This is a genomic window from Anaerocolumna jejuensis DSM 15929, assembly GCF_900142215.1.
Taxonomy (GTDB): Bacteria; Bacillota; Clostridia; order Lachnospirales; family Lachnospiraceae; genus Anaerocolumna; species Anaerocolumna jejuensis.
The window spans coordinates 31,451-57,140 of sequence record NZ_FRAC01000010.1 but is presented as its reverse complement, the minus strand read 5'-3'; the positions used below and the strand labels follow the sequence as shown (position 1 = coordinate 57,140).

The following is a 25,690-nucleotide window of genomic DNA, read 5'->3' as shown; positions in this document are numbered from 1 at the left end:
AAAAGGATTAAATGAGCAAAAAAAGAAGCAGTCATCAACTGGATAACTTAACACCAGCTTGGGCCGCTCCCTTTTTCTATTTATTTTTAATATTTTTTAAACTTCGGTTTACTACTTATTTTGATAGTATTTTTTTTAATATCTATTATCAATATTTTTATTCCTGATTATATTGACTGCTACTTATTCTTAACAGCTTCCTTCACCTGCTTTACAAGCTCCTTAATCTGGGATTCGATTTTCTGTAAATTTTCTTCCCCTGGTACTCCTGCGAATTCAACCGGCTCTAGAAATTCCCAGCCCATGTTAAGCCTTGTATTGATATCTGCAAGTTCTCTTTCTGCTCCGCCTGACCAGCCGTAGGAACCAAAACGGAAGACTTTACGGTTCAACGCCTTCTTCTTGCCAATTTCCTCTAAAACAGCACTCATTGGCGGAAACATCTTGAATTCATAGGTGGGCATAGCCAGAATCACACCTGTTGAAGTCCAGACTGAGGTTAATACCGTGCCCCAGGAGTCCTCCGGCACTCTGTGAACATGCAGGGTAATGTCTTCTTTTTCCAAGACCTTAAGAGCATGCTTTACGGCAGTCTCTGTCATTCCATACATGGAGCCCCAGATCAGGGTTATCTCTTCTCTGGCAGGGCCTTTCTGATAATCTGCATAGTCATCATAGGCATCAATAATCGTCTTGGTATCCTTCCACATAAGTCCATGCCCCGGCGCGATAAGCTTTGCCGGAATCTCTCTTATTTTCCTGATGGCTGACTTGACCTGAGGAGAGAAGGTAGCCACGATATTGGAATAATACCTCAGGGTTTCTTCCTCATATTCCTTTAGCTCTTCCTTGCTGAATTCTTCTGCATAGATTCTTCCGTCACATTTTCCAAAGGAACCAAAAGCATCACAGGTGAACAGTACTTCCGTTCCATGGTCAAAGGTTCCGATGGTATCCGGCCAATGAACATTTGGTATTTCTGCAAAGCTTAATACATGTCCCTTTCCCAGATCAAAAGAATCCTTATCTCCTACTACGGTAATATTCTCTGTTAAACCATAGAAGGCTCCTAAGAGCTCCTTTCCCTTCTTGCTGCATAGAATCTGAAAATCATTGTTTATTTTCTTAAAGGCCTCTATCCAGCCGGAATGGTCCGGTTCTACGTGATTTACAATAAGATATTTAATGGAAGCAGGTTCAATATCAAGCTCCTTTAACAGGGAAAAAAGGCTCTCCGGAACTCCGTCCCAGCCGCATACACCATCCACTATGGCTGTCTTTTCACCCTTTATGATATATGAATTCAATGTAACGCCTTTTGGTATATCCCATAAGCCTTCAAATAATATATTTTCCACATCAATGGATAATTGATAGGTACCTTCTGCTATATCTGTAATTTTCATTATTCGTCCTCCTTGTAACATCCTAGGAACATTTTATCTTTAAAATTTCACTTAGTCAACCACCAAACTATCCTAAGTTTACAATAAATTATACCCGGATTTTCACTTCTGTGAAAAAGCTTGCATATTAAAAGAAAAACTGTTAAATTCTATAGTATCACATAAATAATTCTTAAACATTTGAACTTATACGAAAGAAGGGATTAATATGAGAAAAGTCATTATGTTTGAGACCAGCTGGTGCCCCCATTGCCTTAGAACTCACTTAATTTTAAATGAATTAATGCAGGAAAATCCTGCATATGAGGATATTCGCATAGAGTTCATTGACGAAGAGCTGCACCCTGATATTGCTAAAAAGTATGATTATTATTATGTACCGACGTTTTACGTGGGTACGGACAAGCTTCATGAAGGAGTTCCTTCAAAGGATATTGTGAAAAATGTCCTTGATGCAGCCCTTGCTTCATAAAAGTACAAAAAAGTTCTATGCCTTTTCCTTAAATGCCTCGGGTTTATGCGGCAGGAAGGCATAGAACTTCTTCTTTGTTCTCATTTATCAATATCATTTATTTTAAGGAATCAGCTCTCTTAATTTCTTCTTATTGATTACTTTAACACCGCCTCTGTACAATTCCACGATTCCCTCCTGTGCAAAATACTTCATCATGCGGGAAACCACTTCCCTGGCACTTCCCACATATTTTGCAATCTGCTCATGGGTCAGTTCTATGGTATCCGACCCGCTTCTCACCGTCTCATCCAATAAGAAAATGGCAAGCCGTTTATCAAAGCTCATAAAGAGAATCTGCTCCATTGCCCACATAACCTCGGAAAAGGCGTCAATAGTCAGCTTGTTAATAAAATTGTCGGCATAAATATTATTTAAGCATAGCTGCTGATAAGAAGCAGCATCAACCAAAAGTACTTCACTATCACATTCCGCATCGATGTGCACGTCAAAGGTGATATTATCCAAGATGCAGGAGGCTGATAAAATACAGATATTATCCTCTCTCAGTCGGAATAAGGTTACTTCTTTTCCTTCCTCCGAAAGAATGTAAACCCTTAATTCCCCCTTTTTAATTAGCAGGATTCCAATGCAGTCATTACTGCCGCTGTGTATCCTGGTCCCCTTTTCATACTGTACCGGTAGGGTACTGTTCAATAAGCGGTTTTTTTCTCCTTCGTTTAACTTATCCCAAAAGGTAAAGGCGTGGGATATGTAATTTACATCCTGTTCCTTTAGCATAATTACCTCATTTCCTGCTTCCATTTTATAAAACTAATTTCTGTCATTACTATTTTCATTATACTACAAAGCTATATATAAAATACCGGCCGTTTCGAATTTTACGAAAGGCCGGCGTTTGAAAGCTTATTACAGTTCTGTTTTCCAAAGTCCATGAAGATTGCAATATTCATAAGCTGCAACGGGTTCTTCATCTGACAGTACAAAAACTGCCTTCGGTTTCTCACCAGGATTTAAGAAACGTGCCTGTAAGCCTTTTGATGTCTCCAGATAAATCCACTGGATGGAGTGCTCTTCTGTCATAGGATGCTCTACGCTTCCAATACAGACTGTTACTGTATTGCCTTCTCTTTCTACTACCGGAAGATGCTTTTCAGTAGCTGCTTCTGTTGTATTCGCAACTAATTCCTCCATCTTATCACCACAGCAGGTCAAAGGTGCACCTGATTCGTAGAAAAATGTTACTATATTTCCGCAATGCTTACATTTAAAAAATCTGGGTTCCTTTTTCATATTATCTACCTTTCCGTGCATTAGGCACATAAAACATTATTAATAATTTGTTGCCAGTACCTTGAAGTAAGCCTGAGGATGATCGCAGACAGGACATTTCTCCGGTGCTTTTTTACCAATATGGATATGTCCGCAATTAGCGCACTGCCAGATGGTATCTCCATCCTTTGAAAACACCAGTCCATCCTCCAGATTGGAAAGAAGCTTTTTGTATCTTTCTTCATGCTCTTTTTCAATTTTGGCTACACTTTCAAATAACCAGGCAATACGGTCGAAGCCTTCTTCTTTTGCTTCTTTGGCAAAATCCGCATACATCTGGGTCCATTCATAATTCTCCCCGGATGCGGCATCTGCAAGGTTTTCCCTGGTATCCGGCATACCGTCATGAAGGAGCTTAAACCATATCTTTGCATGCTCTTTTTCATTGTTGGCTGTTTCAAGGAAAAGCTCGGCAATCTGCTCATAGCCTTCTTTTTTTGCCTTGGAGGCATAATATGTATATTTGTTTCTTGCCTGGGACTCGCCTGCAAAGGCTGCCATTAAATTTGCTTCTGTCTTACTGCCTTTTAATTCTTTCATTTGTACCTCCCATCGTACACATTGAAAAAAAAGAGCGCATACTTATAATAAGCAAGAGCTCTTTTTATTATGTCAACTTAGTCAATCGGTGTAAAGGAATCTTTGCTCAAACCGCAAACAGGGCATACCCAATCCTCGGGAATATCCTCCCATGCAGTTCCGGGTGCAATACCGCCATCTGGATCACCTGTCTCAGGATCATAAATATAACCGCAAGGACACTCGTACTTCATGTAAAACACCTCCTTATGTTTGTTAAATTTTATAATTTTTGTACTTGATTAATACTTTTAAATTATAGCATAAAATGAAATTGATTACAACCTTGATTTAGAAGCATCTGTTTTTTTCATTCTTATCGCAATGGTCCAGTTTTGTACAGCGATAGCAGATTTCATTGGGAAGTCCTGCACCCTCCGCATAATCCTTGATATTTTGTAAGGTTATTTCCGCAATATTATTCAATGCTTCCTTTGTCAGAAATGCCTGATGAGAGGTTACTATGACATTTGGCATGGAGATTAATCCCGAAAGGATATCATCCTTTATAATTTCTCCGGATAAGTCCTCATAAAAGAACTCCGTTTCCTCTTCATATACATCAAGCACTGCACCGCCTATCTGTTCTTCCTTTATGGCATGGAGCAGGTCCTCGCTGTTTATCAGGGCTCCTCTTGAAGTATTTATAATATAAGTACCCTTCTTCATCAGCTGTAAGGTATCTTTATTGATCAAATGCCAGGTATCCTTGGTAAGGGGACAATGAAGGGAAATAACATCCGAACGCCTGCATAACTCTTCCACGGATACATAATGAAGTCCTGCGTCCTTTGCCGGATAGGGGTCATAGGCCAGAACCTCCATTCCGAAGCCCTTGCAGATATCGATAAATATCCTTCCTATCTTTCCTGTACCGATTACCCCCATGGTCTTTCCATGCAAATCAAAGCCGGTCAATCCATTGAGGCTGAAATTGTGCTCCCTGGTTCTGTTATAGGCCCGGTGTATCTTACGGTTTAAGGTAAGCAAAAGAGCCATGGCATGCTCTGCCACTGCATAAGGGGAGTAAGCCGGCACTCTGACAACATGGATTTTTCCGTAAGCTGCCTTGAAATCAATATTATTATATCCTGCACAGCGCATGGCAATAAGCCTTACGCCTTCTTCATAGAGGATATCTATGGTCTTTGCATCTATGGTGTCATTCACAAAGGCGACTACTACCTCATAGCCCCTTGCCATAATTGCCGTATCTGCATTTAATTTTGGCTCAAAATAATCAATCTCAAAGCCGAACTGCTCTTTGTAACTATCAAAGTATGTCCTGTCGTAGGGCTTTGTATCAAAAAAACAAATTTTACTCATTATCACCACACCTTTCTGTCAAGCTGAAGAAAATGGTACAGTAAGTGCTATCTTATAGGATGCATGAAAAATGAAGTTTCTATTCTTCTTTATTTCTCTTCCGAGAACTTTTCAAGCCTGTCCTTCATGGTTTTATTAAAATTCTCAACCTTCCTGTCGTATTCGTCATTCATCAGTGACGATGCCAGCAGGAAATCTGCCGTAGCCAGGTTATTTGCAATGGGAATATCATAAACAACTGCAATACGAAGAAGTGCCTTTACATCCGGGTCATGAGGCTGGGATTCCAGCGGGTCCCATAAAAACACTACAAAATCAACACCGCCTTCCACAATTCTGGAGCCTATCTGCAGATCACCGCCTAAAGGACCGCTGTTGTAGCCTTTTACCGGCAATCCGGTCTGCTCGGATATCAGCCTTGCCGTTGTTCCGGTACCGCAAAGAAAATGATTCTTTAAAATCTCCTTGTTCTTTTCGGCCCACTTTACAAGCTCCTGTTTCTTGCCGTCATGGGCAATTAAAGCAATATGTTTTGTCTTGCCTATTTTAAAATAAATGTAATCATCTAATAGCATATTACCTCCTGTTAAACCTTTTATCGATCATAATTGTTTATTGACTTACATTCCTTTGTAAACTTGTCCGGTCTGCGGCTTTATACCACTCCTACAGCATTCCATGTTTACACCTCTATCATACTTGCTTTACCATAAAAATGCAATGTAAAAATGTTGTTTGCAGACGTCAAATATTCTCAAATCCGGTATTGAAAACCCATTTGGAATGATTTACTATTTAGATAAAGAAAACTTGAAATATTACCGCGTCCATACCATACATAAGGAGGTACTGTATCCATGCTGTTAAAAATAAAAGAATTTGCTGATTTCTGTGAAGTTTCTGTCCGGGCGCTCCATCTGTACGACAGGCTCAACCTTCTGACCCCGGCAGAGGTCAACAAATCCAATGGATACCGCTATTACGATTCCGGGCAGCTAAAAGAGCTGAATACTATCATCAGCTTTAAAAAATTGGGTTTTTCCTTAGCCGATATCAAAGATATGAAAGCAGAAGGTTATTCCATGGATTCTGTTAAAAGAAAACTGCAGGAGAAAAAGGTGGAAAATGACAGAAGCATCCATATTCTAAGCTATAATAACGAAAATATCGATTCCATGCTTGCACATCTTAAGGCAGAGCCGGAAAAAGAAACGGCGGAAGGAGAAGCAGTCAGCATCTCCCGAATCTATTGCCTTGAGAACGAAAAGCTGGAGCATGATTTTTCGGATATTTTATGGCTGTAAAATGTCTTTAAATTTTGAATTGACTCTACCTATGCGTCATAGTTTATACTTCCCTCAGGAGGTGCAGCTATGGCGTATTTTAGTTTATTTTATGAGAATCTGGAACAGGAAGCGGAGGCAGAAAAGCAGGCTCAGAACCAGATTTATTACCGTGGAGAGCAAAAAACAGAAAAGAAGACTTATTTTGTAGGCGCCAGAATGGTCGTAGAGGAAACGGCCGTGGACGCAGCCAATGAGCTTCCCTGTTTCTTTCGGGATTTGAATCTGGAGGCCGTCCTTCTTTCCAGATATGAAGGAACACTGCCGGAGGGCATAAAGGAGCTTTTATTAAGCTTTCCAAAGGACATCCATACCATTACTTACCGGCAGGAAATCTATAAGGAGCTTGACAATCCGGTTATTTTTCAAGGGATGGAAAATTTCAGAAATGACTTTTCCCAGGTACTCCGTCTGCTTACGTACAGTACCCAATCGGATACTCCCCTGCAGCAAAGCAAGTATTACCTGGATGCTGCGGTACTTTATTATCACTGCATCAATGGGTTATACAACACGTTAAAGGAACAGGCCAGGTCGGCAGCCCTGAATTCATTGCTCTCCCTATTAAAGGCCCAGCTGGACAGGGAAGGCTATTATGACTTCTTCCTTCAGGCCGGACGCTTAAATGAGCAGCTGGAAAATATCCATTGTACTTTGACCATGGCAGAAAATGCAGTAAGAGTAAGCTTTGCAAAAGACCCTGAGGATTTTGGAAGAGCCGTACAGAAAGTATTCCGCCTGGAGGATTCCCCCAATAATTCCATCCGCCTTTTTAACCAGCCGGGTCTGAATCCCTTTGAAAGTAAGCTGATATCCCTGGTCGAAAAGGAATATCCTAAACTATGCCGGGAATGTCTGGAATTCACGGCGGAAAGACAGCCGCTGGCAGATGAGACGCTGGTGAAGCTTTACCGGGAGTCTGAATTTTACCTGTCGGGCCATCTGCTTGCTGCCGGCCTGAGGGAGAAGGGCTTTCCTCTGACCTATCCGGTATTAAAGGAACAGAGCAGCTTTTATCTCCAGGGAATATGCGATATTAACCTTGCCTTATCCGCTGGGTCAGTAAAGGAGGTAACTCTGAATGACCTGCTGTTACAGGAGGGTGAGGGAGGAGCCTTTGTAACCGGAGTAAATCAGGGCGGTAAGACCACTTATGCCAGAAGTATCGGCCAGACAGCCTTTCTTGCTGTTCTTGGAATGCCCGTAATTGCAAAGAAAGCTTTGCTCCCTCACCTTAACGGCATATATACCCACTTCACCACGGAGGAAAACTGCCAGGTTAACAATGGCAAATTGCTGGAGGAATTGCATCATTTGAAAGAAGTCCTGGAAAAAGCTCCGGCGAACTGCCTTTATATTCTCAATGAAATGTTTTCTTCCACCACAGCGGCTGATGCCTGTGATTTAACAAAATTACTCCTTCCTCAGCTTTTTGAGAAGTCCGGCACGGTAATCTGCGTTACCCACGTTCCGGAGCTGGCAAGCCGGAGGGAGGGAATGATCAGTCTGGTTGCTGCCGTCAAGGAAGAAGATGGTTATCAAAGGACCTACCGAATATGTAACGGAGAAGCAGCTTTAAGTGCCCGGGCCATTGATATTGCCTTAAAGTATCATTTATCAGGAAATCAGATAAAGGAGCGTATCGCCAATGGAAATTGAACTGATAACGAAAGATAACACCTATCAAAGGCCCAGGACGGACAGTAAAACTCTCCTGCGGGATTTAAAGCTTGACCCGCTTCTTGCCGTAATGGCAGAGGAAGATACAGAGCTTCTTAGGATATGCCGCCAGATGCTCCTTCAGCCTTCCACCAGAAAGAAAGAAATCATGAAACGGCAGACAGTCTTACAGGATGGAATAACCCACGCAGAATTATTTCATACCATATACCAATCTGCCCTGGAGGCACTTAAAAGGATAAAAGCCTTTGATGACAGTGCAAGCCAAAAATATAACTACGTCATCTCCGTCCCCAAAAAGATACTCAATCAGTCCGAAATAGCCTTCACTGCATTGGAGTACCTGGAAATAATCCAGGGCAGCATAAGAAAAGAAAATAATTTTACTTCCGAGGCTTTTTCTTCCTTTTGCGGGGAATTTACAGCTTATTATACCGAAAGTTTTATCAGGGAGGTCAGAACGCTTCTGCACTCTCTTACTGTCTTAAAGAAAACCGATGCAATCTCTATAGGTATACACCTTGGAAAGGGCCTTAAAATGACGGATTTGACCCTTCACCGCATTCTTTCCGATGAAAACCCGACGGAAGAAAAAAAGAGAGTTTTGCCCTTTATTCATAAAGCGGAAGGCATCTATGAAATAAAAATAGAAAACACTACTATTGAAAATAAAGTACGGGAAATAGTTGATGCCAGCCTTACCTGGATTTTAAAAACTATAAGTGACTTCAATCATTCCGCGATACACCTGCTGGAACAGCTAAAATTCCAATTTGGTTTTTATTGCGGCGGAATAAACCTTTACAAGTATCTTTCAGACCGGAAAATCAATATCTGCTTCCCGGAATTTGTGGATACTCAAAAAGTTTTAATGACCTCCGGGCTGTCGGATCTTTTTCTGGTAATAAAAGATAATTCCGCAACAACCAACAGCATTTCTTATAAGGATAAGCAGAATTGGATTATTACCGGAGTCAACCAAGGCGGTAAAACTACCTTCCTCAGAAGCATCGGCACTGCCCAGCTCCTGGCACAGAGCGGTTATTTTACAGCTGCCGGCCAGTATGCCTGCAATATTTACCAAAGCATCTTCACCCATTTTCCAGATGATGAAGATACTTCCCTGAAGTACGGCCTCCTGGAGCAGGAACTGTTAAAACTGCAGGATATTATTGAGAGAATCGTACCTGACAGCCTGTTATTGCTCAATGAGACCTTCTCAACTACAACCGATTATGACGGGGCTTATTTAGCCAAAGAGCTGCTCGAAGGCATTGGAAAATCCGGAATTACCTGCTTTTATGTTACCCATAATTATGAATTCAGCCACAGCCTTTACCTGGAGGGCCATTCAGAAGATGTATTTCTGCGGGCTGACAGAGAAGCGGACGGCAGAAGAAGCTTCCGGCTGAGCGAAGGCGGGCCGGTAAAGACAGGCTTTGCTTTGGATTTGTATACTGATGTAATGCATGCTCTATAATACAAAAATCCTGTGTAGAAGTAGTTTATTTCTTCTACACAGGATTCTTTTTCATTTTTATTATCCATGAGTATCGTAAGCCTGCTTGTGATACTGCTTAAATAAAGGTTAAAAATTCATTGCATTTTTCAATCCAGCTCCTATTACATGCGCATCTGCTCGCAGATGTTTACTGCATAAATCAGCGGCCCTTTTCACTTATTGTTTGCCAGCTTATCTATAAAATCAGATATCACTGTACGATTCTCTTTCGATAGATTCCAATATGCAATTAAGAACCGCTTTGCGAAAACATCCTCACTTTTTACGATTTCATTTACAACTCTTGTTAATTCATCTATTTCAGGAGGCTTCCTGTACATTTCACCGGTACCGTTTCGCAGCCAGTTTTCATTTATCTGAAATGCCCCGCAAATCATCTTTATGTTTTGTTCTGTCAAAGTATTCTTACCTGTTTCTATGGAACTAATTGTATTTGGTCTAAGTCCAAGGACGTCCCCAAAGTCTTTTTGTGACAGGTTAAGTACTTTCCTCAAATGCTTAACACGGTTTTCCAATATCACACCTCCCGGATTAAAAATATCACTAAATGACATAAATGTCAATTAATGTAGATTAGATTCTTGACTTTAATCATCCAATGATGTATTATACCTTTTGAAAAGTCATTTAATGATAATGTCTTTTCCCATCCCCTCCCAAAATATAATTTATATATTCCCCTCAGGGAGGGGAATACTTTTCTTTCACAAATTTCTGAATAAGCTGCGTAATTACTTTTAATCCTTTTCTATAGACGGGGGTACTTTTATGCATAGGATAAATTCGAAAAAACAGTTGACCGAACAAGAAACAAAAGAACTTATTAAGCTGTATGATAAGTATATAACTCTGAACGAAAGTGACAGGTTAAAGGTTATCCGTGAAGCAGAAGTGCTCCTTATGAAAGGAAAAAATAATAAAAACCAAACCTTATAATTCTTAAAAGACTTTGTATTCTAAGCTTATACCCCATCTTATTCTCCAAAAATAACACCTCTTTCCTTTTATGAAATTCAAAAGGCCTGGAGTATTTTGAGTATTTCAGATAGTATTTTATTACTGAACGTTCATCCTATTAATGTATAATTATAAATAACAGGTTTTTAGTTTTTATCTGTTACTGCTTGTGGTCTTCTTTTATTTATGCTAATATATTAATTATTATTTATCTGTTATATTTTAGTATTGACGAAAGCTAACATGCATCAGCTTGAAATTATACTTTATCATGCAAAATAATTCATACTATTACAAAAAATATAACCCAAAGGAGGCTGTTATGAGTAATATGAACTTTTCCGGTATTACACCTGAGATTTCGACACTTTCCGATCTATGCATCAAGAACAGTGTAATTAACCCCTCTCTTTATACGAAATATGAAGTAAAAAGAGGGCTTAGGGATGTAAGCGGTGCGGGCGTATTGACCGGTCTGACGGAAATTGCGGAAGTGCGTTCCCATTCCATTATTGAATCCGAATATGTCCCTTGTGAAGGACAGCTCTTTTACAGGGGTATTGATGTAAAACAAATTGTTCAGGGTTTTATTGAAGATAACCGTTTTGGCTTTGAGGAGGTTACCTACCTTCTGCTCTTTGGTGTACTCCCAAAGGCGGAAGAGCTTAAAAACTTTCAGCAGCTTCTTTCCGAATACCGTTCTCTGCCCACCTCTTTTGTAAGGGATATTATTATGAAAGCTCCCAGTAAGGATATGATGAATACACTGGCAAGAAGTGTCCTTACCCTGTATTCCTATGACGAATCCGCAGATGACATAACCTTACCTAATGTACTTAGACAATCCTTGCAGCTTATATCCTTATTCCCGTTATTGTCCGTATACGGCTATCAGGCATACCGCCACTATCATGACGGTCAAAGCTTGTATATCCACACTCCTGACCCCAACTTATCCACTGCGGAATTAATTCTTCACCTCTTAAGGCCGGACAGCAAATATACCCCTTTAGAAGCGAAAATCCTGGATGTGGCTCTGGTACTTCATGCTGAACACGGAGGCGGTAACAATTCCACCTTTACGACCCATGTGGTAACCTCAACGGGAACGGATACTTATTCTTCCGTTGCTGCTTCCCTGGGCTCACTAAAGGGTCCCAAGCATGGCGGTGCTAACATCAAGGTCATACAGATGTTTGATGATATGAAAAAGGTACTAACGGATTGGGAGGATGAAGACGCAGTTCGCGGTTACCTGACTTCCCTGATTAATAAAAATGCCTTTGACAAATCCGGCCTGATCTACGGTATGGGCCATGCAGTTTATTCCATCTCAGACCCCAGAGCTGAAATTTTCAAAAGCTTCGTGGAGAAGCTTTCCGAAGAAAAGGGCCGCAAGAGCGAATTTAAGCTTTACAATATGGTTGAAAGACTGGCTCCTGAGGTCATTGCAAAGGAACGTCAGATATATAAAGGTGTCAGTGCCAATGTGGATTTTTACAGCGGTTTTGTATACAGCATGCTGGACCTTCCTATTGAACTCTATACACCAATCTTTGCAATCGCAAGGATCTCCGGCTGGAGCGCCCATAGAATGGAAGAGCTTATTAATGCCGGCAAGATTATTCGTCCTGCCTATAAGAGTGTATCGAAATTAAAGAGCTATAGCAAATTGAAGGATAGAACTTGAAATTTAAGAATAATACTTAAAGAGCCAAAAGGAGCATTTCACAAACTCATCTGTGAAATGCTCCTTTTATTATTTCAGAACTACATCCCATGCATACCGCAGGCCTGCTTGCGGTACTGCCTAAATAAGAACTATTATAACTTTTACATATCTTTGGCTGGATTGGGATGCCTTTTGTTTCCTGCATCTGCCTGCTAATCCTTTTGCTTGAACAGGCTTATGATAAAGAGCAATATTACCGCACCAACAATGGATACGATAAAACTCCAGATATTTAAACCTGTTGCAGGACCCCATCCGAATACACCGGCGAGCCAGCCTCCAATGAAGGCACCTACTACACCTACCAGAATATTCATACCAACACCCATCTGGCTGTCTTTTTTCATTATCTTACTGGCAATCCAACCGGATATACCACCAAGTATAATCCATATTATAATATTACTGATTTCCGGCATATCATCACCTTCCTCTCTCGTTTTTAATTTTATCAAGGATCGTATTGGCCTTATGAGCGGCCTTTTCCTTTATTTCTTCCCCTTTTTCACTAATTTCACTTCCCATTCCCTGAAGCTTGCCTTTAAGCTCCAGCTGGTCGGAGTGAACCATCTTACCGGCAGTTTCTTTCACCTTACCGGATAATTGGTTTATTTGATTATTTAATTTATTATCCATTTCTACTTCTCCTTCCTTATCTTTAGTATGCAATAAGAACATACAAAAAATTCAGGAAAAGAAAGGATGATAAATTATTTTTTAGAGGAAAACAGTTAAGGTCTTCTGACAATCAATCATGATAATTTCTGCAGACAATCGAGAACTGAGTCTTCTGTAAGTTCCATGCACCAGGTTCCGCTAAAATCCTGCCTGCTGCAGATAGAAATAATATAATCGTGTATTGTAATTGTATGAAGAATTTTATCTATTGTTGATTCTGTCACATCAAAGGAATCCAATGGGATGGATAATCCTCTTCCGTCCCACTTTATATAAGCCTCTTTTTTTGTCCAGATTTCATAAAAAAAACGGTCTTGTTTATTTGATTGTATATACTCCAATTCATTACTGCAAAAAAAACGCTCTGCTATTTTTAGGTCAGCACATTTAATTTTTTCTATATCCACACCAATTGGATTACTGGAAATGCCTATGGCAATCGCATTTCTGGTATGAGATATGTTAAAATGAAATTCTGCATTTCCCATTAGATAGGGTTTCCCAAAAGAATTTTTTTCAAAAGAGATTTCTTTATTGTGAAGATTCAGATTTTGGCATATCAAAAAGCGGATAAACAAATCTGCGATTAAACTTAATTTTTTATCTATATCATATCGAAACTTATCTATTTGCTGCTGTTTTGCTAAAGGCAGAAGAGAAAAATATTGTTTATATTCTTCATATTTCTTATCCTCATTTAATTCAATGAAATATATCTTATCCTTCATATCCTTTTTCCTATTCTTTCATTATGTACTTTATTTGAATCATCTTATAAACCATATAATCTATTTTACATTCTTTCCAGTATTTAATCTACATTTTATAGGATATATTATCTTATATCAACATTTTATAGCATTAATACGATATCATAGTAATAAATTAGTGCCTGCAAAATCCTCGGCCCAATCTTACCGCGCGTTTGGGAAGACATGGCGGTTAGTATGAAAAATGGCAGAAGCCCTGCTATCAGGCTCTGCCATTTATCATTATCAGTCTTCTTAAATTTCCATTCTGCATTTTGAATCAACTATTTCCTTCTGCCATCCAATAATTACTATTAAAATTTAAACTAAAATTTTAGCCGTCTTACATATTACGAAATCTTTCATAACGTTGTACCATGATTTCTTCACTGCTTTTTTCTTTATAAGAATGAAGGAAGGATATGATATCTGCCTTTAATACTTCGGTAACATTCATTAGATTAATAAGATTTACCGGTTCTTCCTCCGGAATAATTCTTTCAATAATTTTTAAATTCAACAGATCCTGTGCCGTTATTTTCATGACCTCTGCCGCTTCTGCTGCCTTTTTGCTGTCCTTCCACAAAATAGAAGCAAAGCCCTCCGGTGAAAGAATGGAATATACTGCATTTTCAAGCATCCACACTTCATTGGCAACTGCAAGCGCCAGTGCTCCGCCGCTTCCCCCTTCTCCTGTTATGATGCTGAGAATGGGGACATTTAAACCGGACATTTCAAACAGGTTTCTGGCAATTGCCTCTCCCTGACCCTTTTCTTCTGCCTCTATCCCCGGATATGCTCCGGAAGTATCTACAAAGCAGATAACGGGCCTGTGAAACTTTTCCGCCTGCTTCATCAGCCTTAACGCCTTCCGGTAACCGGAAGGGTTCGCCATTCCATAGTTTCTTCTAATATTTTCCTTTATGGTGCGTCCTTTTTGCAGGCCGATAACTGTGACAAATTCTCCTTCTATTACGGCGATACCGCCGGTAACAGCTCCGTCATCCTTTCCCTGTCTGTCTCCATGAAGCTCTATAAATTTATTAAAAATACCGCTGATAAAATCAAGGCTGGTAGGTCTTTCAATTCCTCTGGCTATTTCAACACGTTCCCATGCTGTCAATTCTGCTGGCATACTATCTCTCCTTATCTTTTTCTTCACTATTTCTAACTTTCACTCTGGTATGGCAGCTCTTTTGACGCATCCACACTTCTGATAAGAAGAGACAATGTCTGCTTCAATTTATTCCGTTTTACTACCTTATCGATAAATCCATGCTCCAATAAGAACTCCGCACTTTGAAATCCTTCCGGAAGCTTCTGTCCTATGGTCTGTTCAATTACTCTTGGTCCCGCAAAGCCGATTAAAGCCCCCGGTTCCGCCAGAATGATATCTCCCAGCATGGCAAAGCTTGCCATAACCCCTCCTGTTGTAGGGTCTGTCAGTATTGTGATATATAAAAGCCCAGCTTCGTCATGCTTTTTGATAGCTCCTGCGGTCTTTGCCATCTGCATCAGGGATATGATGCCCTCCTGCATCCTGGCACCGCCGGAACAGCAAAAGAGAATTACCGGAAGCCTTTTTTCCGTGGCTGTTTCTATCAGACGGGTTATCTTTTCTCCAACTGTTTCTCCCATACTGCCCATAAGGAAGGTGGAAGCCATCACTCCGATTGCTACTTCCATCCCTTCTATGGTACCTTTTCCTGTCACCACAGCATCCTCCAGGCCTGTAGCCATACGGAGATGATTTAATTTTTCCTGATAGCCCGGAAAGCAAAGAGGGTCACTTACCGGAAGATTTGTATCCCATTCTGTAAAGCTTCCCGTATCCAGCACCATGCTAAGTCTGATTCTTGGACTGATACGGAAATAGCTGCCGCATACGGGACAAATATATAAGTTTTGTACCACATCCTCCAGATAAACTATTTCGTTGCATTTATCACATTTATCAAAAAGCCCTTCCGGTACCTGAGCATCGTAAAGGGAGTCCTTTCGCTTTTTATCCTGGGTAAGCTTTTTTTGCTCACCACCTGCAGCAAGATTCTTCTTAAACATATCATTAAGCATGATGACCTCTTTTCTTAGATAGCTCCTATTGCATATGATTTACTGCCTTAAATCAGAGTGTGAATTATCCCATTCGATAATTCACACTAACAGCAAAGCCTTCCCACAATTTTTCAAACCGCAGCCTTAGATATTGCTTTTCTGTCCTTTAACAAATTTTCTACAAAGGATGTATCCGTATTACCCTTTATAAATTCCTCATGACTAATGAGCATATACTGGAAATCCAGATTTGTATCGATTCCTTCAATCACAAGCTCTCCCAGCACTCCCCGCATTTTCTGTATAGCCTGTTCTCTGTCGGTATCGTGAACCATAAGCTTTACAAGGAGGGAATCATAGGCTGCGGGAATCTTATACCCGGCATATAGAGCAGAATCAATCCGCACTCCGTTGCCTCCGGGAAAATGAAGGGATGTAACCGTACCCGGACAGGGCATAAAGTCTTTCATGGGGTTTTCTGCATTGATTCTGCATTCAATAGCATGCCCATTCATTACTACATCCTCCTGGGATAAGTTAAGAGGTCTGCCTCCCGCAATTTTAATCTGTTCCTTTATCAGGTCAATCCCTGTTACCAGCTCGGTAATACCGTGCTCTACCTGGATTCTTGTATTCATTTCTATAAAATAGAACCGGTTATCCTTATCCAAAATAAATTCTATGGTTCCTGCATTCTGATAGCCTACTGTTTTCGCAGCCTTTACAGCTGCTTCTCCCATGGCCTTTCTGATTTCCGGGGGCATATGATGGGCCGGAGATTCCTCTATCAGCTTTTGATGTCTTCTCTGAAGAGAGCAATCCCTCTCACCAAGGTGTATTACATGCCCATAATTATCTGCCAGAATCTGAAATTCAATGTGTCTGGCACCTTCCACGTATTTTTCAATATAGAGTGTATCATCACCAAAGGAATTCTTTGCCTCCTGTCCGGCAGTTTCAAAGAGCTTTGCAAATTCTTCTTCCCGCCTAACAATACGCATTCCTTTTCCGCCGCCTCCGGCGCTTGCCTTTATAATAACCGGATAACCAATATCCGATGCAATCTTTAAGCCTTCCTCTGCAGACGCTACTGCTTCTTTCGTTCCCGGTACAACCGGAACGCCTGCTTCTATCATGGTCCTTCTGGCTTCTGATTTATTTCCCATCTTATCGATTACATCTCCCGTGGGCCCAATGAAGATGATTCCGCATTTTTTGCAAAGGTCGGAAAATCTGGCATTCTCCGAAAGAAAGCCAAAGCCGGGATGTATGGCATCCACTTCTGCCGCACAGGCTGCGCTTATGATTCTGTCCATTTTCAGATAACTGTCCTTTGAGGATACCGGTCCTATACAGATGGTTTCATCCGCTAACTGGGCATGCAGGGCATCCTTATCCACATCCGAGCAAATGGCTACGGAGGTAATTCCCATTTCCCTGCAGGCCCGTATGATTCGCACTGCAATTTCTCCTCTGTTGGCAATTAATATCTTATTAATCTTATTAATCATATTGATAATGGCTACCTCTTTTCTAGCTGATGGCAAAAATGAGCTCTGCTTCGGCAAATACCTTATTTCCGTCGTATGCTCTGGCAGAGGCTACTCCTATACTTCCCTTCCCCTTAATCAGCTCAACCTCAAGTGTCAATACATCCCCCGGAATTACTTTGTTACGGAATCTGGCCTTATTAATGCCTCCGAAATAAGCATTTTTTCCTTTATTCTCTTCTGTTGAAAGACAGACAACCGCCCCAACCTGTGCCAATGCTTCAATTACCAGGACACCCGGCATGACCGGTTCATCCGGGAAATGGCCTTCAAAATAAGACTCATTATAACTTACGCATTTCCTTCCCACCGCACGTTTTCCCGGCTCCAGTTCATCGATTCTGTCTATCATTAAAAAAGGACTTCTCTGAGGTATGATTTTCTTAATTTCATTAATATCCAACATAAATATAACCTTTCCCTTATCCTGCGCTTATTAGTGTCCGCTGTTTCGTGCCTGCCCTTTTTATTGTGTATTACAACGTCCGGATGTAAATCAGAGGCTGCCCGTATTCTACCATGTCCTTGTTCTGTACGGATATTTTCTCAATAATACCGTCGTAATCCGATTCTATTTCGTTCATAAGCTTCATCGCTTCGATAATACCGACTACCTGCCCTATTTTCACCCTGTCTCCGACCTGTACAAAGGGTTCGCCTTTTTCGGACTTTGCCGCATAAAAGGTACCCACCATGGGGGATTGGATTACTGACAGGTTTTCATCCTTTTCAGCCGTTCCAGCTTCTTTCGAAGGAACCATAACCTTAGCCGGGCCTTCACCTGAGAAACCCGCCATACACTCCAGTTCCAAGGAAACATCCCCGTCCTTATAACGGAAAGCTGTCAGATTACTGGATGAAACAGCATTTATTAATTGAAGAATCTCTTCCTGATTCAACCTTTTTCCCTCCTTTCCTGCTTATACTCTTTTTTATTTTTAATCCAGGAATCTAACTTAACCGATATATTTTTTTACCAATAGACTGCCGTTATGTCCGCCAAATCCCAGGGAATTAGAGATAGCATAGGTAATCTCCCTGTCTGTTACAGGTGTCTTAACATAATTTAAGTCAAGCTCTTCATCGGGGATTTCATAGCCTGCAGTCGCATGCACATAATTCTCCATAACGGATTTTACACATACTATAAATTCAACTGCTCCCGCTGCACCCAGCATATGTCCTGTCATGGATTTGGTGGAATTTACAAGCAGGTTGTAAGCATGCTCTTTAAAGGCCATCTTGATGGACCTGGTTTCGAATAAATCATTGTGGTGGGTACTGGTTCCGTGAGCATTGACATAATCCACTTCTTCCGGGCTGATGCCTGCTTCCTTTACGGCATTCAGCATAGCTCTTGCTGCTCCCTCTCCGTCTTCCGAAGGGGATGTAATATGAAAGGCATCACAGGTAGCTCCATAGCCAGCTATTTCCGCCAATATGACGGCACCTCTGTTAACCGCATGTTCGTAGGATTCCAATACTACAATACCAGCTCCCTCTCCCATAATAAAACCGTTTCTCTCCTTGTCAAAGGGGATGGAGGCTCTCTTCGGGTCGGTTGACGTGGTCATGGCTGTCAGTGCGGAAAAACCGGATACACCGATGGGGCTGATGGCTGCTTCCGTACCGCCTGCTATCATAACATCCGCCTCGTCACACTGGATATAGCGGCAGGCATCTCCGATGGAATGGGTTCCGGTGGCACAGGCTGTCACTACATTGGTACATTTACCCTTCAGGCCATAACAAATCGCCACATTGCCGGCAGCCATATTGGAGATCATCAAAGGCACCAGTAAGGGTGCGATTTTCTTCGGTCCCTTTTCCAGCAGCTTTGTGTGTTCTCTTTCTACTGCCTGCAGGCTTCCGATACCGGAGCCGACACATACACCGATTCTGGTTGTATCCTCTGTGGATAAATCCAGCCCTGCATTCTTAATGGCTTCTCCTGCTGCTGCCACGGCAAACTGACAGAAGCTTTCCATCCTTTTGGCTGACTTGGCTTCCATATAATCCTCTGCCTTAAAATCCTTTACCTGTGCAGCCAGCTTTGCCTTATATTCCGTAGTATCAAAATAGGTAATGGGTGCAAAGGGTATTCTCTGCTCCTTTATCCCATTCCAGAAATCTTCTATATTATTACCGATGGGTGAAATAACCCCCATACCGGTTACAACTACTCGTTTATTCATTTTAACCTCTTTCCTGAATATCTAATTTACAATTAGATATTCGATAATCCGTAGTTGAAAAAACTGCTTTTTGCTTTTTTCAACCAGCTCCCATCTGTGCGCTTTGGGCACGTATTAGTCAGGAGGTCGAAAAACAGTTTCGTTTTTCAGCCTTATACCCATGCATATTATAGGCAAGCCTGCAGCAATGCTATCATAAAAAGTGAAAGCTACGAACTTAAATCCCCATACCGCCGTCTACCGACAGTACCTGGCCGGTAATATAGGAGGCTTTATCCGATGCAAGGAATACTACCGCTTCCGCAATATCCTCCCCTTCACCGAATCTTCTTAGGGGTATGGTCTCTATGGCCTTTGCTTTAATTTCATCCTTCAGGTTCACGGTCATATCCGTGTTAATATACCCCGGTGCAATGGCATTGACGTTAATACTTCTGGAGGCCAGCTCCCTTGCAAGGGTCTTGGTCATACCGATGACACCTGCCTTGGCTGCACTGTAATTAATCTGTCCAGGATTTCCGTGAATTCCGGAAATAGAAGAAATATTTATAATCTTACCGTATCTTTGCTTTAACATCATACGGGAGGCCTGCTTTAAGCAATAGAATACGCCCTTCAGATTCGTATCGATTACCCGGTTGTATTCCTCTTCGCTCATCTTAAGAATCAGGTTATCTCTGGTGATTCCGGCGTTATTAACAAGAATGTCAAGCCTTTTGACATTTTCAGCGATCCAGGCAAACATCCTTTCCACATCCGCCGCTTCTGCCACATCTGCCTGAAGCAGAAAGGCATTGCCTCCATCCTTCTTGATTATTTCTGCCGTTTCATTGGCAGCTTCAAAGGAACCGCAGTAATTTATAATAACAGTGGCACCGTTTTTGGCCAGTGCAATGGCTATTGCCCTGCCAATACCCCTGCTTCCTCCGGTGACTAATGCTGTTTTACCCTCTAGCATGAAGTACCTCCTTTAGCTTCTCTAAGTCCTCTGCCTTTTCTACATTGACGGCAGTTACATTCTTATCAATCTTTTTCAGAAAGGCAGATAAGGTTTTACCGGGGCCAATTTCCACAAATAAATCCACACCTTCTGCCAGCAGAGTTCTGACACAGTCCTCCCATCTGACGGAGGAGTATACCTGCCTTGAAAGGCTTTCCCTGATACCTTCAGCTTCTGTTACCATGCTGCCGTCAACATTTGCTGCATAAGGAATAGCAGGTTTCCTGACAGTTATGGAATTAAGCTCTGTTAGAAGCTTCTCCCCTGCTTCTTTCAGCATGGGAGAATGGAAGGGTCCGCTGACATTCAGGGGAATTACCTTTTTTGCTCCTGCTTCCGATAATTTCACAGAAGCTGCCTTTACCGCTTCTTTCTCTCCCGATATTACAATCTGGCCCGGGCAGTTATAATTTGCGATTACAACCACACCTTCCATCTCCTTTAAGATATCCTCTATTATGGTACTGTCAAGGCCCAGAACTGCGGCCATTCCGCCAATTCCTTCCGGTACGGCAGTCTCCATAAGCTCTCCCCGTATCTTTACAAGCTTAAGCCCTTCTTCTATGGTAATGGCTCCCGAAGCAATAACCGCCGGGTATTCTCCCAGACTGAGTCCCGCAAAATAATCCGGCTGCAATCCAAGCTCCTTTACTCTCTCATAAATAGCCAGGCAGGTCACGGCAAGGGCCGGCTGGGTATATCTTGTAACTGAAAGCTTTGCATTCTCTTCAAAGCAAAGCTCCCTGATATTCATGGACAGAAGTTCTTCCGCTCTGTCGTAAATCTCTTTTGACACCTTATAGCTATCATAAAAATCTTTTCCCATGCCAGTATACTGGGCTCCCTGGCCTGGGAATAGAAATGCTGTTTTTCCCATAGGTTATTACCATCCTTTTTGGATTACGCGGCATGCCTCGTCTGTCATTTCTTCCATTATCTCTTTGCAGGACTGTTCCCTGGATATAAGACCGGCTATCTGGCCCGCCATAACAGAACCTTCTGTTATATCTCCTTCCACTACAGCTCTCCTTAAAGAACCAAGGGTCAATAACTCCAATTCTTCAAAGCTCTTGCCTTCCTCTTCCAATTTCAGGTAATTTCTGGTCATATTATTGCGAAGGGACCTTACCGGATGCCCTGTAGAGCGTCCTGTTACAGTGGAATCGATATCCTTGGCACTGATAACCCTCTTCTTATAATTATCATGTACAATGGATTCATTGGCTACCACGAATCTGGTTCCCACCTGGGCCCCCCTGGCACCTAGCATTATTACCGCAGCCAGGCCTCTTCCGTCTCCAATACCTCCTGCTGCTATTACAGGAATCGATACGGCATCCACAATCTGGGGAATCAATGCCATTGTTGTGAGTTCCCCTATATGTCCTCCTGCTTCGCACCCTTCCGCTATCAGGGCATCCGCACCGCTTCTCTCCATTCTCTTTGCCAGTGCTACGGAAGCTACTACCGGTATTATCGTAACCCCTGCTGCCTTCCAGTCCTTCAGGAATTTCTCCGGGTTTCCCGCTCCGGTTGTTACCACCGGCACCTTTTCTTCAATGATTACCTGTGCTACCTCCGGTGCATGGGGGTTTAGGAGCATGATATTTACACCAAAGGGCTTATCCGTTAATTCCTTTACTTTTCTGACTTCATTTCTTACGATTTCTGCCGTGGCACTGGCAGAGGCTATTATTCCAAGGCCTCCTGCTTCAGAAACCGCAGCAGCCAGGTGATGCTCTGCTACCCAGGCCATGCCTCCCTGTATTATGGGATATTTTATATGAAGCAGGTCACATATTTCAGTGTGCAATGCCTTTTGCCCTTCCATTATTCCACACCTTTATTCTTCAAATAAGTTATTAAGTCCCCTACTGATTTCAAAGAATTCAAGTCCTCAGAGGGTATTTCGATATCATATTCCTCTTCCATTGCCATAATTAATTCAAAAAGTTCAAGGGAATCTGCTCCCAGGTCTTCCTTAAAGGTTGAATCCTCTGTAATTGTACTTGCATCAACGGCAAGCTGCTCTGCGATAATTTCTTTGATTTTCTCTAACATATTTACACCCATAATATATCCCAGGCCGGCAACAGGCCAATCTGAGCTACAGCCACTAATAAAATCAAGTGAAAGAATCTGTGCGTGGCATCCTTTTCTTTTTATTTTTTCTTTCACTCATGTTCTCATTGTTACCGCTGATGAGCCTGCGGTACTATTAATAATGGAGTGTGAAAGGTTCTTCTTCCACACTTTTTCTTTCATTCTGCCCCATAGGGCTGTATAAATAATTATTTTCTATTAATAACTAATCTGTATCTTCTTAGCCCGGAACTTGATACCCTGTTTTCGTTTAAAGATTACAATTATAAGGCCCAGGATTACAAATAATGCTGCCACAATGGCAGTTATCATTCTTACTATATTCTTAATACTGCGTTTAAATACGTGTATGGAAAATCCCCGCTGGGAGGTGCTTTCTTCTTCCTCTTCTATATTTTCCGCCGCTTTCAGCTTTGACGCTTCAGAAAAGGGGGCTTCTTCCGCCTCTTCCCGGTATTCTTCCAGATGGTTCATCAGGATACTGTTGTCAGCCTCTTCTTTCCAGCTCTGGGATTTTATATAGAAGTAGGCTCTCTTAAAGATATTTCCTTCTCTGCTTCTTAAATCCTTTTCGGTGAAATTTTCCTTTAGCGAACCGGCATCCAGTTCACTCAGCATATTTATTAGAGTTTGTTCATTCATTCTATTACCTCCTGCATTAAGGTCTTTCGATTACTTTCGTCAGTCTTGGTTTTTTGGTCAAAGGTAAGCTTCATTTTGTTGCGAAGTCTTGACAACCTGCTATCCACTGCCGTAACGGACATTTTCATGGCACAGGCAATATCCTTGGAGGATTGCAGATAGTAATATCTGCGTAGTACAAGTTCCCTATCTTTTTTGTTCAGTTCTTTGATAATTTCATTTAAAAGCAGTATATCCTCTTTTCGAAATACCTGATTTTCTACATTCTGGCTTTGATCAATGTAGTACTGAGCAATGTCTGAAAAGTCTTCTTTGTATACCATTCCCTCTCTGCGGCTTAAGTCCCGAAGCTTATTTATGGCAGTGTTTCTGACAATCACCTTTAGATATGTTTTTAAGGAGGCTCTTTCCATATCATAACGCTCAATATGTTTCCAAAGCTTCATATAGGTGTCATTTACACATTCTTCAATATCTTCCTTACGTTCGCCAAGGATTGTGCCGGCAATGTGGATTAAAAGCTTTTCATACTTTTCAGCCAACTTAAATAAACCTATTTCATTCTTTTCAAAAAGCAGGTTTACTATTGCCTCATCCTTCAAGTCATTAGCCTCCTTTCGCATGCTCTCATACTATTACACTTCTTTTTAAAATATCTTGCAGTATTTTTTTAAATTTTTTATTTTACTTTTGCTTTAGAGCTGCCTTCGTATAATGATTGCTGCTATTCCAAAGTATCCATTCCTTATAGCCCGCATCCTTGACTGCCTGTATCTGTGCTTTTATTTCTGCTTTTCCGTATTTTATATGATGGCTCACCCAGGTTGCAGTAAAATCCTGGAGCCAGGGCCTTACCGTGGCAAGGTTACCGCTGTCTGTATTTTTATTCTTATTTAAGACCTCCTTGGATTCCTTTAAAGCTGCCAGTATGGTATCATAGGGCTTCTTATCGGGATAATCGATTCCATAGGAGCCTTCCGCATAATGGGAGGGATAGATCATAGGGCAGATATAATCAAGATATCGGGCCATTGCAGCATAGTCCTGTCCTACAATTCTGGCATCTACCTTGCTGCGTATTATGGTTCCGTATACATCTGCTGATACTTTTACGCCCAGGGGCTTCAGATTATCGCAGGCATATTTCGTAAATTCCGTAATGACCTTCATCTTACTCTTCCCCTTTGCCTCCTCTCCGTAATTGACATCCTTCATCCCGGAATCCGTGGAGAACCGGATATAATCAAACTGTACTTCGTCAAAGCCTAAGGCGGCAGCTTCTTTTCCGATGTCCACCAGATAGTTCCATACCTGCTTCTTGTAGGGATTTACCCAGCTGTCTCCGTTCTTATCCTTAAATACCCTGCCGTTTTTTTTCTTCAGGCTCAAATCCTCCCGTTTCTTTGCCAAAAGAGGGTCCTTAAAGGCTACTATTCTTGCTATAACGTAAATATTCTTCTCCTTTAATTTCTTTACCAGTTCCTTCATGTCCTTGATATAGCCGGTTCCTGCTCCGATTTCAACCGCCAGGGGAAGGTCCGTCTTATAGGTAATCTCACCGGTATCATTCTTGATGTCGATTACCATGGCATTAACTTCTGTCTCCTCCGTTAAGGAAATAAGCTCGTCCATATAGCTGCTGATTCCGGCTCTTGCACCAGAAATATAAATACCCCTCACAGGCTCTGTGTCTTTCTTTAATACCTCGCTTTCCAAGGGCTGCCGGCCATTTCCGAAGGTCTCTGTTATTCCGGTATCTTCTTCCTCCGGCTCCTTTACGGGGGTATTATCTTCTGTTCTCTGGGATTTTTCACTGCCCTCTGCTGTTATCTGGGGAGTCAGCGCCGGTAGTTTCCCTGTACCGGCATCTGCAGATAATTTGGGGCTGCTCTTATTTTCTTTGAAAAAGCTGTCCGGTGTTATAATACGGAACTGCCACAGCAGTATCACTGCAACCACTGCCACCGTGACTGGGATCAGTACCAGCTTCCTAAGTCGTTTCCTTCTGTAATTCCTATTCTTAATCCTGCCGGGTTTTATATACCAATCACGCTTTTTCATAGCTTTTATACATCCTTTCCAATCGTAGCTTATGCCTGTCCTCTGTCAGAGCATGGGGCATTCCTGTGTGTAAAAGTTTCGCTTAGCCTGCGTATAAATGTACTTCTTCCTTTATTATACAATTATATAGGAAATTACGCAGTATATTTTTTACTTTTGTAATTATTATCATACAAACCGGGTGAAATTAATATATAAAATAGCAATTTTCACTTTTTATTTGAGCAGTAACGTTAGCAGGCCTGCGGTACTAAGGCTTGCATTGTGCTAAGCATAATATAACATTCAAGTTTAGAATTGACACACCC

The 25,690-nt window shown here is 41.6% G+C and carries 29 protein-coding genes and 1 pseudogene; 6 read left to right on the top strand and 24 right to left on the bottom strand.

All coding sequences use genetic code 11. From position 1 onward, the window contains the following. Positions 1 to 179 precede the first annotated feature (179 nt). Positions 180 to 1,406 (bottom strand): FprA family A-type flavoprotein, encoded by a 1,227-nt coding sequence (locus tag BUB77_RS09925; RefSeq protein WP_073275366.1) that lies wholly within the window; start codon positions 1,404 to 1,406, stop codon positions 180 to 182. Positions 1,407 to 1,614: 208 nt separating this feature from the next. On the opposite strand from BUB77_RS09925, the gene BUB77_RS09920 reads away from it, so the two are divergent. Next, entirely contained in the window at positions 1,615 to 1,878 is a 264-nt protein-coding gene (locus tag BUB77_RS09920) for a thioredoxin family protein (protein WP_073275364.1), read from the top strand. Between the two features lie 102 nt (positions 1,879 to 1,980). On the opposite strand, the gene BUB77_RS09915 is transcribed toward BUB77_RS09920, so the two are convergent. The 6 genes from BUB77_RS09915 to BUB77_RS09890 form a co-directional block, all read right to left on the bottom strand. Then, complete coding sequence (locus BUB77_RS09915) at positions 1,981 to 2,658, bottom strand: Crp/Fnr family transcriptional regulator (RefSeq protein ID WP_073275776.1); 678 nt, start codon at positions 2,656 to 2,658, stop codon at positions 1,981 to 1,983. Positions 2,659 to 2,787: 129 nt separating this feature from the next. Further along, positions 2,788 to 3,171: a desulfoferrodoxin family protein gene (locus tag BUB77_RS09910; protein ID WP_073275362.1), complete on the bottom strand. Its 384-nt coding sequence runs from the start codon at positions 3,169 to 3,171 to the stop codon at positions 2,788 to 2,790. A gap of 39 nt (positions 3,172 to 3,210) precedes the next feature. Beyond that, positions 3,211 to 3,750, bottom strand: a complete 540-nt coding sequence (gene rbr / locus BUB77_RS09905; RefSeq protein WP_073275360.1) for a rubrerythrin — start codon at positions 3,748 to 3,750, stop codon at positions 3,211 to 3,213. Between the two features lie 77 nt (positions 3,751 to 3,827). Next, a complete protein-coding gene (gene rd, locus BUB77_RS09900) occupies positions 3,828 to 3,983 on the bottom strand; it encodes a rubredoxin (RefSeq protein ID WP_073275358.1) in 156 nt (51 codons plus the stop codon). Between the two features lie 97 nt (positions 3,984 to 4,080). Beyond that, positions 4,081 to 5,115, bottom strand: coding sequence for a 2-hydroxyacid dehydrogenase (locus BUB77_RS09895; RefSeq protein ID WP_073275356.1), 1,035 nt, complete (start codon positions 5,113 to 5,115; stop codon positions 4,081 to 4,083). A gap of 89 nt (positions 5,116 to 5,204) precedes the next feature. Continuing rightward, complete coding sequence (locus tag BUB77_RS09890; RefSeq protein ID WP_073275354.1) at positions 5,205 to 5,690, bottom strand: methylglyoxal synthase; 486 nt, start codon at positions 5,688 to 5,690, stop codon at positions 5,205 to 5,207. A 282-nt stretch (positions 5,691 to 5,972) separates the two neighbouring features. Between BUB77_RS09890 and BUB77_RS09885 the strand changes: the two genes are divergently transcribed. The 3 genes from BUB77_RS09885 (at position 5,973) to BUB77_RS09875 (ending at position 9,618) form a co-directional block, all read left to right on the top strand. Further along, positions 5,973 to 6,419: a MerR family transcriptional regulator gene (locus BUB77_RS09885; protein ID WP_073275352.1), complete on the top strand. Its 447-nt coding sequence runs from the start codon at positions 5,973 to 5,975 to the stop codon at positions 6,417 to 6,419. Positions 6,420 to 6,488: 69 nt separating this feature from the next. After that, positions 6,489 to 8,117: a MutS-related protein gene (locus BUB77_RS09880; protein ID WP_073275350.1), complete on the top strand. Its 1,629-nt coding sequence runs from the start codon at positions 6,489 to 6,491 to the stop codon at positions 8,115 to 8,117. Continuing rightward, complete coding sequence (locus tag BUB77_RS09875) at positions 8,107 to 9,618, top strand: MutS-related protein (protein WP_073275348.1); 1,512 nt, start codon at positions 8,107 to 8,109, stop codon at positions 9,616 to 9,618. Before BUB77_RS09880 ends, BUB77_RS09875 begins: the two co-directional genes overlap by 11 nt. 194 nt (positions 9,619 to 9,812) lie before the next feature. Here the strand turns inward: BUB77_RS09875 and BUB77_RS09870 are convergent, their stop codons facing one another. Further along, the gene (locus BUB77_RS09870; protein WP_170866626.1) at positions 9,813 to 10,175 is read right to left on the bottom strand and encodes a helix-turn-helix domain-containing protein; all 363 of its coding nucleotides are present in this window, start codon (positions 10,173 to 10,175) and stop codon (positions 9,813 to 9,815) included. Between the two features lie 253 nt (positions 10,176 to 10,428). Here BUB77_RS09870 and BUB77_RS29860 point away from each other — a divergent pair, with 253 nt between their 5' ends. Together BUB77_RS29860 and BUB77_RS09865 are read left to right on the top strand one after the other, a co-directional pair. Then, complete coding sequence (locus BUB77_RS29860; RefSeq protein ID WP_170866625.1) at positions 10,429 to 10,596, top strand: hypothetical protein; 168 nt, start codon at positions 10,429 to 10,431, stop codon at positions 10,594 to 10,596. 343 nt (positions 10,597 to 10,939) lie between these two features. Beyond that, positions 10,940 to 12,307 (top strand): citrate/2-methylcitrate synthase, encoded by a 1,368-nt coding sequence (locus BUB77_RS09865; protein ID WP_073275344.1) that lies wholly within the window; start codon positions 10,940 to 10,942, stop codon positions 12,305 to 12,307. A 194-nt stretch (positions 12,308 to 12,501) separates the two neighbouring features. Here the strand turns inward: BUB77_RS09865 and BUB77_RS09860 are convergent, their stop codons facing one another. From BUB77_RS09860 to BUB77_RS09780, 16 genes and pseudogenes are all read right to left on the bottom strand, one after another. Further along, positions 12,502 to 12,768 (bottom strand): GlsB/YeaQ/YmgE family stress response membrane protein, encoded by a 267-nt coding sequence (locus BUB77_RS09860; RefSeq protein WP_073275342.1) that lies wholly within the window; start codon positions 12,766 to 12,768, stop codon positions 12,502 to 12,504. Positions 12,769 to 12,772: 4 nt separating this feature from the next. Further along, positions 12,773 to 12,985: a CsbD family protein gene (locus BUB77_RS09855; protein WP_073275340.1), complete on the bottom strand. Its 213-nt coding sequence runs from the start codon at positions 12,983 to 12,985 to the stop codon at positions 12,773 to 12,775. A gap of 116 nt (positions 12,986 to 13,101) precedes the next feature. Next, positions 13,102 to 13,755 (bottom strand): 4'-phosphopantetheinyl transferase family protein, encoded by a 654-nt coding sequence (locus BUB77_RS09850; protein WP_073275338.1) that lies wholly within the window; start codon positions 13,753 to 13,755, stop codon positions 13,102 to 13,104. Between the two features lie 125 nt (positions 13,756 to 13,880). After that, positions 13,881 to 14,060 (bottom strand): hypothetical protein, encoded by a 180-nt coding sequence (locus tag BUB77_RS09845; RefSeq protein WP_073275336.1) that lies wholly within the window; start codon positions 14,058 to 14,060, stop codon positions 13,881 to 13,883. A 59-nt stretch (positions 14,061 to 14,119) separates the two neighbouring features. Next, a pseudogene (locus BUB77_RS30995) lies at positions 14,120 to 15,849 on the bottom strand (acetyl-CoA carboxylase carboxyltransferase subunit alpha). A 113-nt stretch (positions 15,850 to 15,962) separates the two neighbouring features. Further along, a complete protein-coding gene (locus BUB77_RS09830; protein WP_073275330.1) occupies positions 15,963 to 17,342 on the bottom strand; it encodes an acetyl-CoA carboxylase biotin carboxylase subunit in 1,380 nt (459 codons plus the stop codon). A 22-nt stretch (positions 17,343 to 17,364) separates the two neighbouring features. Further along, positions 17,365 to 17,787, bottom strand: a complete 423-nt coding sequence (gene fabZ / locus BUB77_RS09825; protein ID WP_073275328.1) for a 3-hydroxyacyl-ACP dehydratase FabZ — start codon at positions 17,785 to 17,787, stop codon at positions 17,365 to 17,367. Positions 17,788 to 17,857: 70 nt separating this feature from the next. Continuing rightward, complete coding sequence (accB, locus tag BUB77_RS09820; RefSeq protein ID WP_073275326.1) at positions 17,858 to 18,280, bottom strand: acetyl-CoA carboxylase biotin carboxyl carrier protein; 423 nt, start codon at positions 18,278 to 18,280, stop codon at positions 17,858 to 17,860. A 57-nt stretch (positions 18,281 to 18,337) separates the two neighbouring features. Next, entirely contained in the window at positions 18,338 to 19,576 is a 1,239-nt protein-coding gene (fabF, locus tag BUB77_RS09815; protein ID WP_073275324.1) for a beta-ketoacyl-ACP synthase II, read from the bottom strand. A gap of 217 nt (positions 19,577 to 19,793) precedes the next feature. Further along, positions 19,794 to 20,534 carry a 3-oxoacyl-[acyl-carrier-protein] reductase gene (gene fabG / locus BUB77_RS09810; RefSeq protein ID WP_073275322.1) on the bottom strand — a complete coding sequence of 247 codons (741 nt, stop codon included), beginning with the start codon at positions 20,532 to 20,534 and terminating at the stop codon, positions 19,794 to 19,796. Then, the gene (fabD, locus tag BUB77_RS09805; RefSeq protein WP_073275320.1) at positions 20,521 to 21,453 is read right to left on the bottom strand and encodes an ACP S-malonyltransferase; all 933 of its coding nucleotides are present in this window, start codon (positions 21,451 to 21,453) and stop codon (positions 20,521 to 20,523) included. Before fabD ends, fabG begins: the two co-directional genes overlap by 14 nt. A 6-nt stretch (positions 21,454 to 21,459) precedes the next feature. Continuing rightward, positions 21,460 to 22,389, bottom strand: coding sequence for an enoyl-[acyl-carrier-protein] reductase FabK (gene fabK, locus BUB77_RS09800; RefSeq protein WP_073275774.1), 930 nt, complete (start codon positions 22,387 to 22,389; stop codon positions 21,460 to 21,462). Positions 22,390 to 22,406: 17 nt separating this feature from the next. After that, positions 22,407 to 22,637 carry an acyl carrier protein gene (gene acpP, locus BUB77_RS09795; protein WP_073275771.1) on the bottom strand — a complete coding sequence of 77 codons (231 nt, stop codon included), beginning with the start codon at positions 22,635 to 22,637 and terminating at the stop codon, positions 22,407 to 22,409. A gap of 240 nt (positions 22,638 to 22,877) precedes the next feature. Next, positions 22,878 to 23,321, bottom strand: a complete 444-nt coding sequence (locus tag BUB77_RS09790) for a hypothetical protein (RefSeq protein ID WP_073275318.1) — start codon at positions 23,319 to 23,321, stop codon at positions 22,878 to 22,880. Further along, complete coding sequence (locus BUB77_RS09785) at positions 23,318 to 23,923, bottom strand: RNA polymerase sigma factor (RefSeq protein WP_073275315.1); 606 nt, start codon at positions 23,921 to 23,923, stop codon at positions 23,318 to 23,320. Before BUB77_RS09785 ends, BUB77_RS09790 begins: the two co-directional genes overlap by 4 nt. 82 nt (positions 23,924 to 24,005) lie before the next feature. Beyond that, complete coding sequence (locus tag BUB77_RS09780; RefSeq protein WP_073275313.1) at positions 24,006 to 25,382, bottom strand: putative glycoside hydrolase; 1,377 nt, start codon at positions 25,380 to 25,382, stop codon at positions 24,006 to 24,008. Positions 25,383 to 25,690: the final 308 nt, after the last annotated feature.

What these genes read in the sequence shown, in the direction of transcription:
- rd (WP_073275358.1), bottom strand. Translation starts at nt 3,983, where the DNA reads ATGAAGTACGAGTGTCCTTGCGGTTATATTTATGATCCTGAGACAGGT.
- BUB77_RS09780 (WP_073275313.1), bottom strand. Translation starts at nt 25,382, where the DNA reads ATGAAAAAGCGTGATTGGTATATAAAACCCGGCAGGATTAAGAATAGG.
- BUB77_RS09895 (WP_073275356.1), bottom strand. Translation starts at nt 5,115, where the DNA reads ATGAGTAAAATTTGTTTTTTTGATACAAAGCCCTACGACAGGACATAC.
- BUB77_RS09875 (WP_073275348.1), top strand. Translation starts at nt 8,107, where the DNA reads ATGGAAATTGAACTGATAACGAAAGATAACACCTATCAAAGGCCCAGG.
- BUB77_RS09915 (WP_073275776.1), bottom strand. Translation starts at nt 2,658, where the DNA reads ATGCTAAAGGAACAGGATGTAAATTACATATCCCACGCCTTTACCTTT.
- acpP (WP_073275771.1), bottom strand. Translation starts at nt 22,637, where the DNA reads ATGTTAGAGAAAATCAAAGAAATTATCGCAGAGCAGCTTGCCGTTGAT.
- fabZ (WP_073275328.1), bottom strand. Translation starts at nt 17,787, where the DNA reads ATGTTGGATATTAATGAAATTAAGAAAATCATACCTCAGAGAAGTCCT.
- BUB77_RS09790 (WP_073275318.1), bottom strand. Translation starts at nt 23,321, where the DNA reads ATGAATGAACAAACTCTAATAAATATGCTGAGTGAACTGGATGCCGGT.
- rbr (WP_073275360.1), bottom strand. Translation starts at nt 3,750, where the DNA reads ATGAAAGAATTAAAAGGCAGTAAGACAGAAGCAAATTTAATGGCAGCC.
- fabF (WP_073275324.1), bottom strand. Translation starts at nt 19,576, where the DNA reads ATGAATAAACGAGTAGTTGTAACCGGTATGGGGGTTATTTCACCCATC.
- BUB77_RS09860 (WP_073275342.1), bottom strand. Translation starts at nt 12,768, where the DNA reads ATGCCGGAAATCAGTAATATTATAATATGGATTATACTTGGTGGTATA.
- fabD (WP_073275320.1), bottom strand. Translation starts at nt 21,453, where the DNA reads ATGGGAAAAACAGCATTTCTATTCCCAGGCCAGGGAGCCCAGTATACT.
- BUB77_RS09890 (WP_073275354.1), bottom strand. Translation starts at nt 5,690, where the DNA reads ATGCTATTAGATGATTACATTTATTTTAAAATAGGCAAGACAAAACAT.
- BUB77_RS09830 (WP_073275330.1), bottom strand. Translation starts at nt 17,342, where the DNA reads ATGATTAATAAGATTAATAAGATATTAATTGCCAACAGAGGAGAAATT.
- BUB77_RS29860 (WP_170866625.1), top strand. Translation starts at nt 10,429, where the DNA reads ATGCATAGGATAAATTCGAAAAAACAGTTGACCGAACAAGAAACAAAA.
- BUB77_RS09925 (WP_073275366.1), bottom strand. Translation starts at nt 1,406, where the DNA reads ATGAAAATTACAGATATAGCAGAAGGTACCTATCAATTATCCATTGAT.
- BUB77_RS09910 (WP_073275362.1), bottom strand. Translation starts at nt 3,171, where the DNA reads ATGAAAAAGGAACCCAGATTTTTTAAATGTAAGCATTGCGGAAATATA.
- BUB77_RS09885 (WP_073275352.1), top strand. Translation starts at nt 5,973, where the DNA reads ATGCTGTTAAAAATAAAAGAATTTGCTGATTTCTGTGAAGTTTCTGTC.
- BUB77_RS09865 (WP_073275344.1), top strand. Translation starts at nt 10,940, where the DNA reads ATGAGTAATATGAACTTTTCCGGTATTACACCTGAGATTTCGACACTT.
- BUB77_RS09880 (WP_073275350.1), top strand. Translation starts at nt 6,489, where the DNA reads ATGGCGTATTTTAGTTTATTTTATGAGAATCTGGAACAGGAAGCGGAG.
- BUB77_RS09855 (WP_073275340.1), bottom strand. Translation starts at nt 12,985, where the DNA reads ATGGATAATAAATTAAATAATCAAATAAACCAATTATCCGGTAAGGTG.
- BUB77_RS09920 (WP_073275364.1), top strand. Translation starts at nt 1,615, where the DNA reads ATGAGAAAAGTCATTATGTTTGAGACCAGCTGGTGCCCCCATTGCCTT.
- BUB77_RS09850 (WP_073275338.1), bottom strand. Translation starts at nt 13,755, where the DNA reads ATGAAGGATAAGATATATTTCATTGAATTAAATGAGGATAAGAAATAT.
- fabG (WP_073275322.1), bottom strand. Translation starts at nt 20,534, where the DNA reads ATGCTAGAGGGTAAAACAGCATTAGTCACCGGAGGAAGCAGGGGTATT.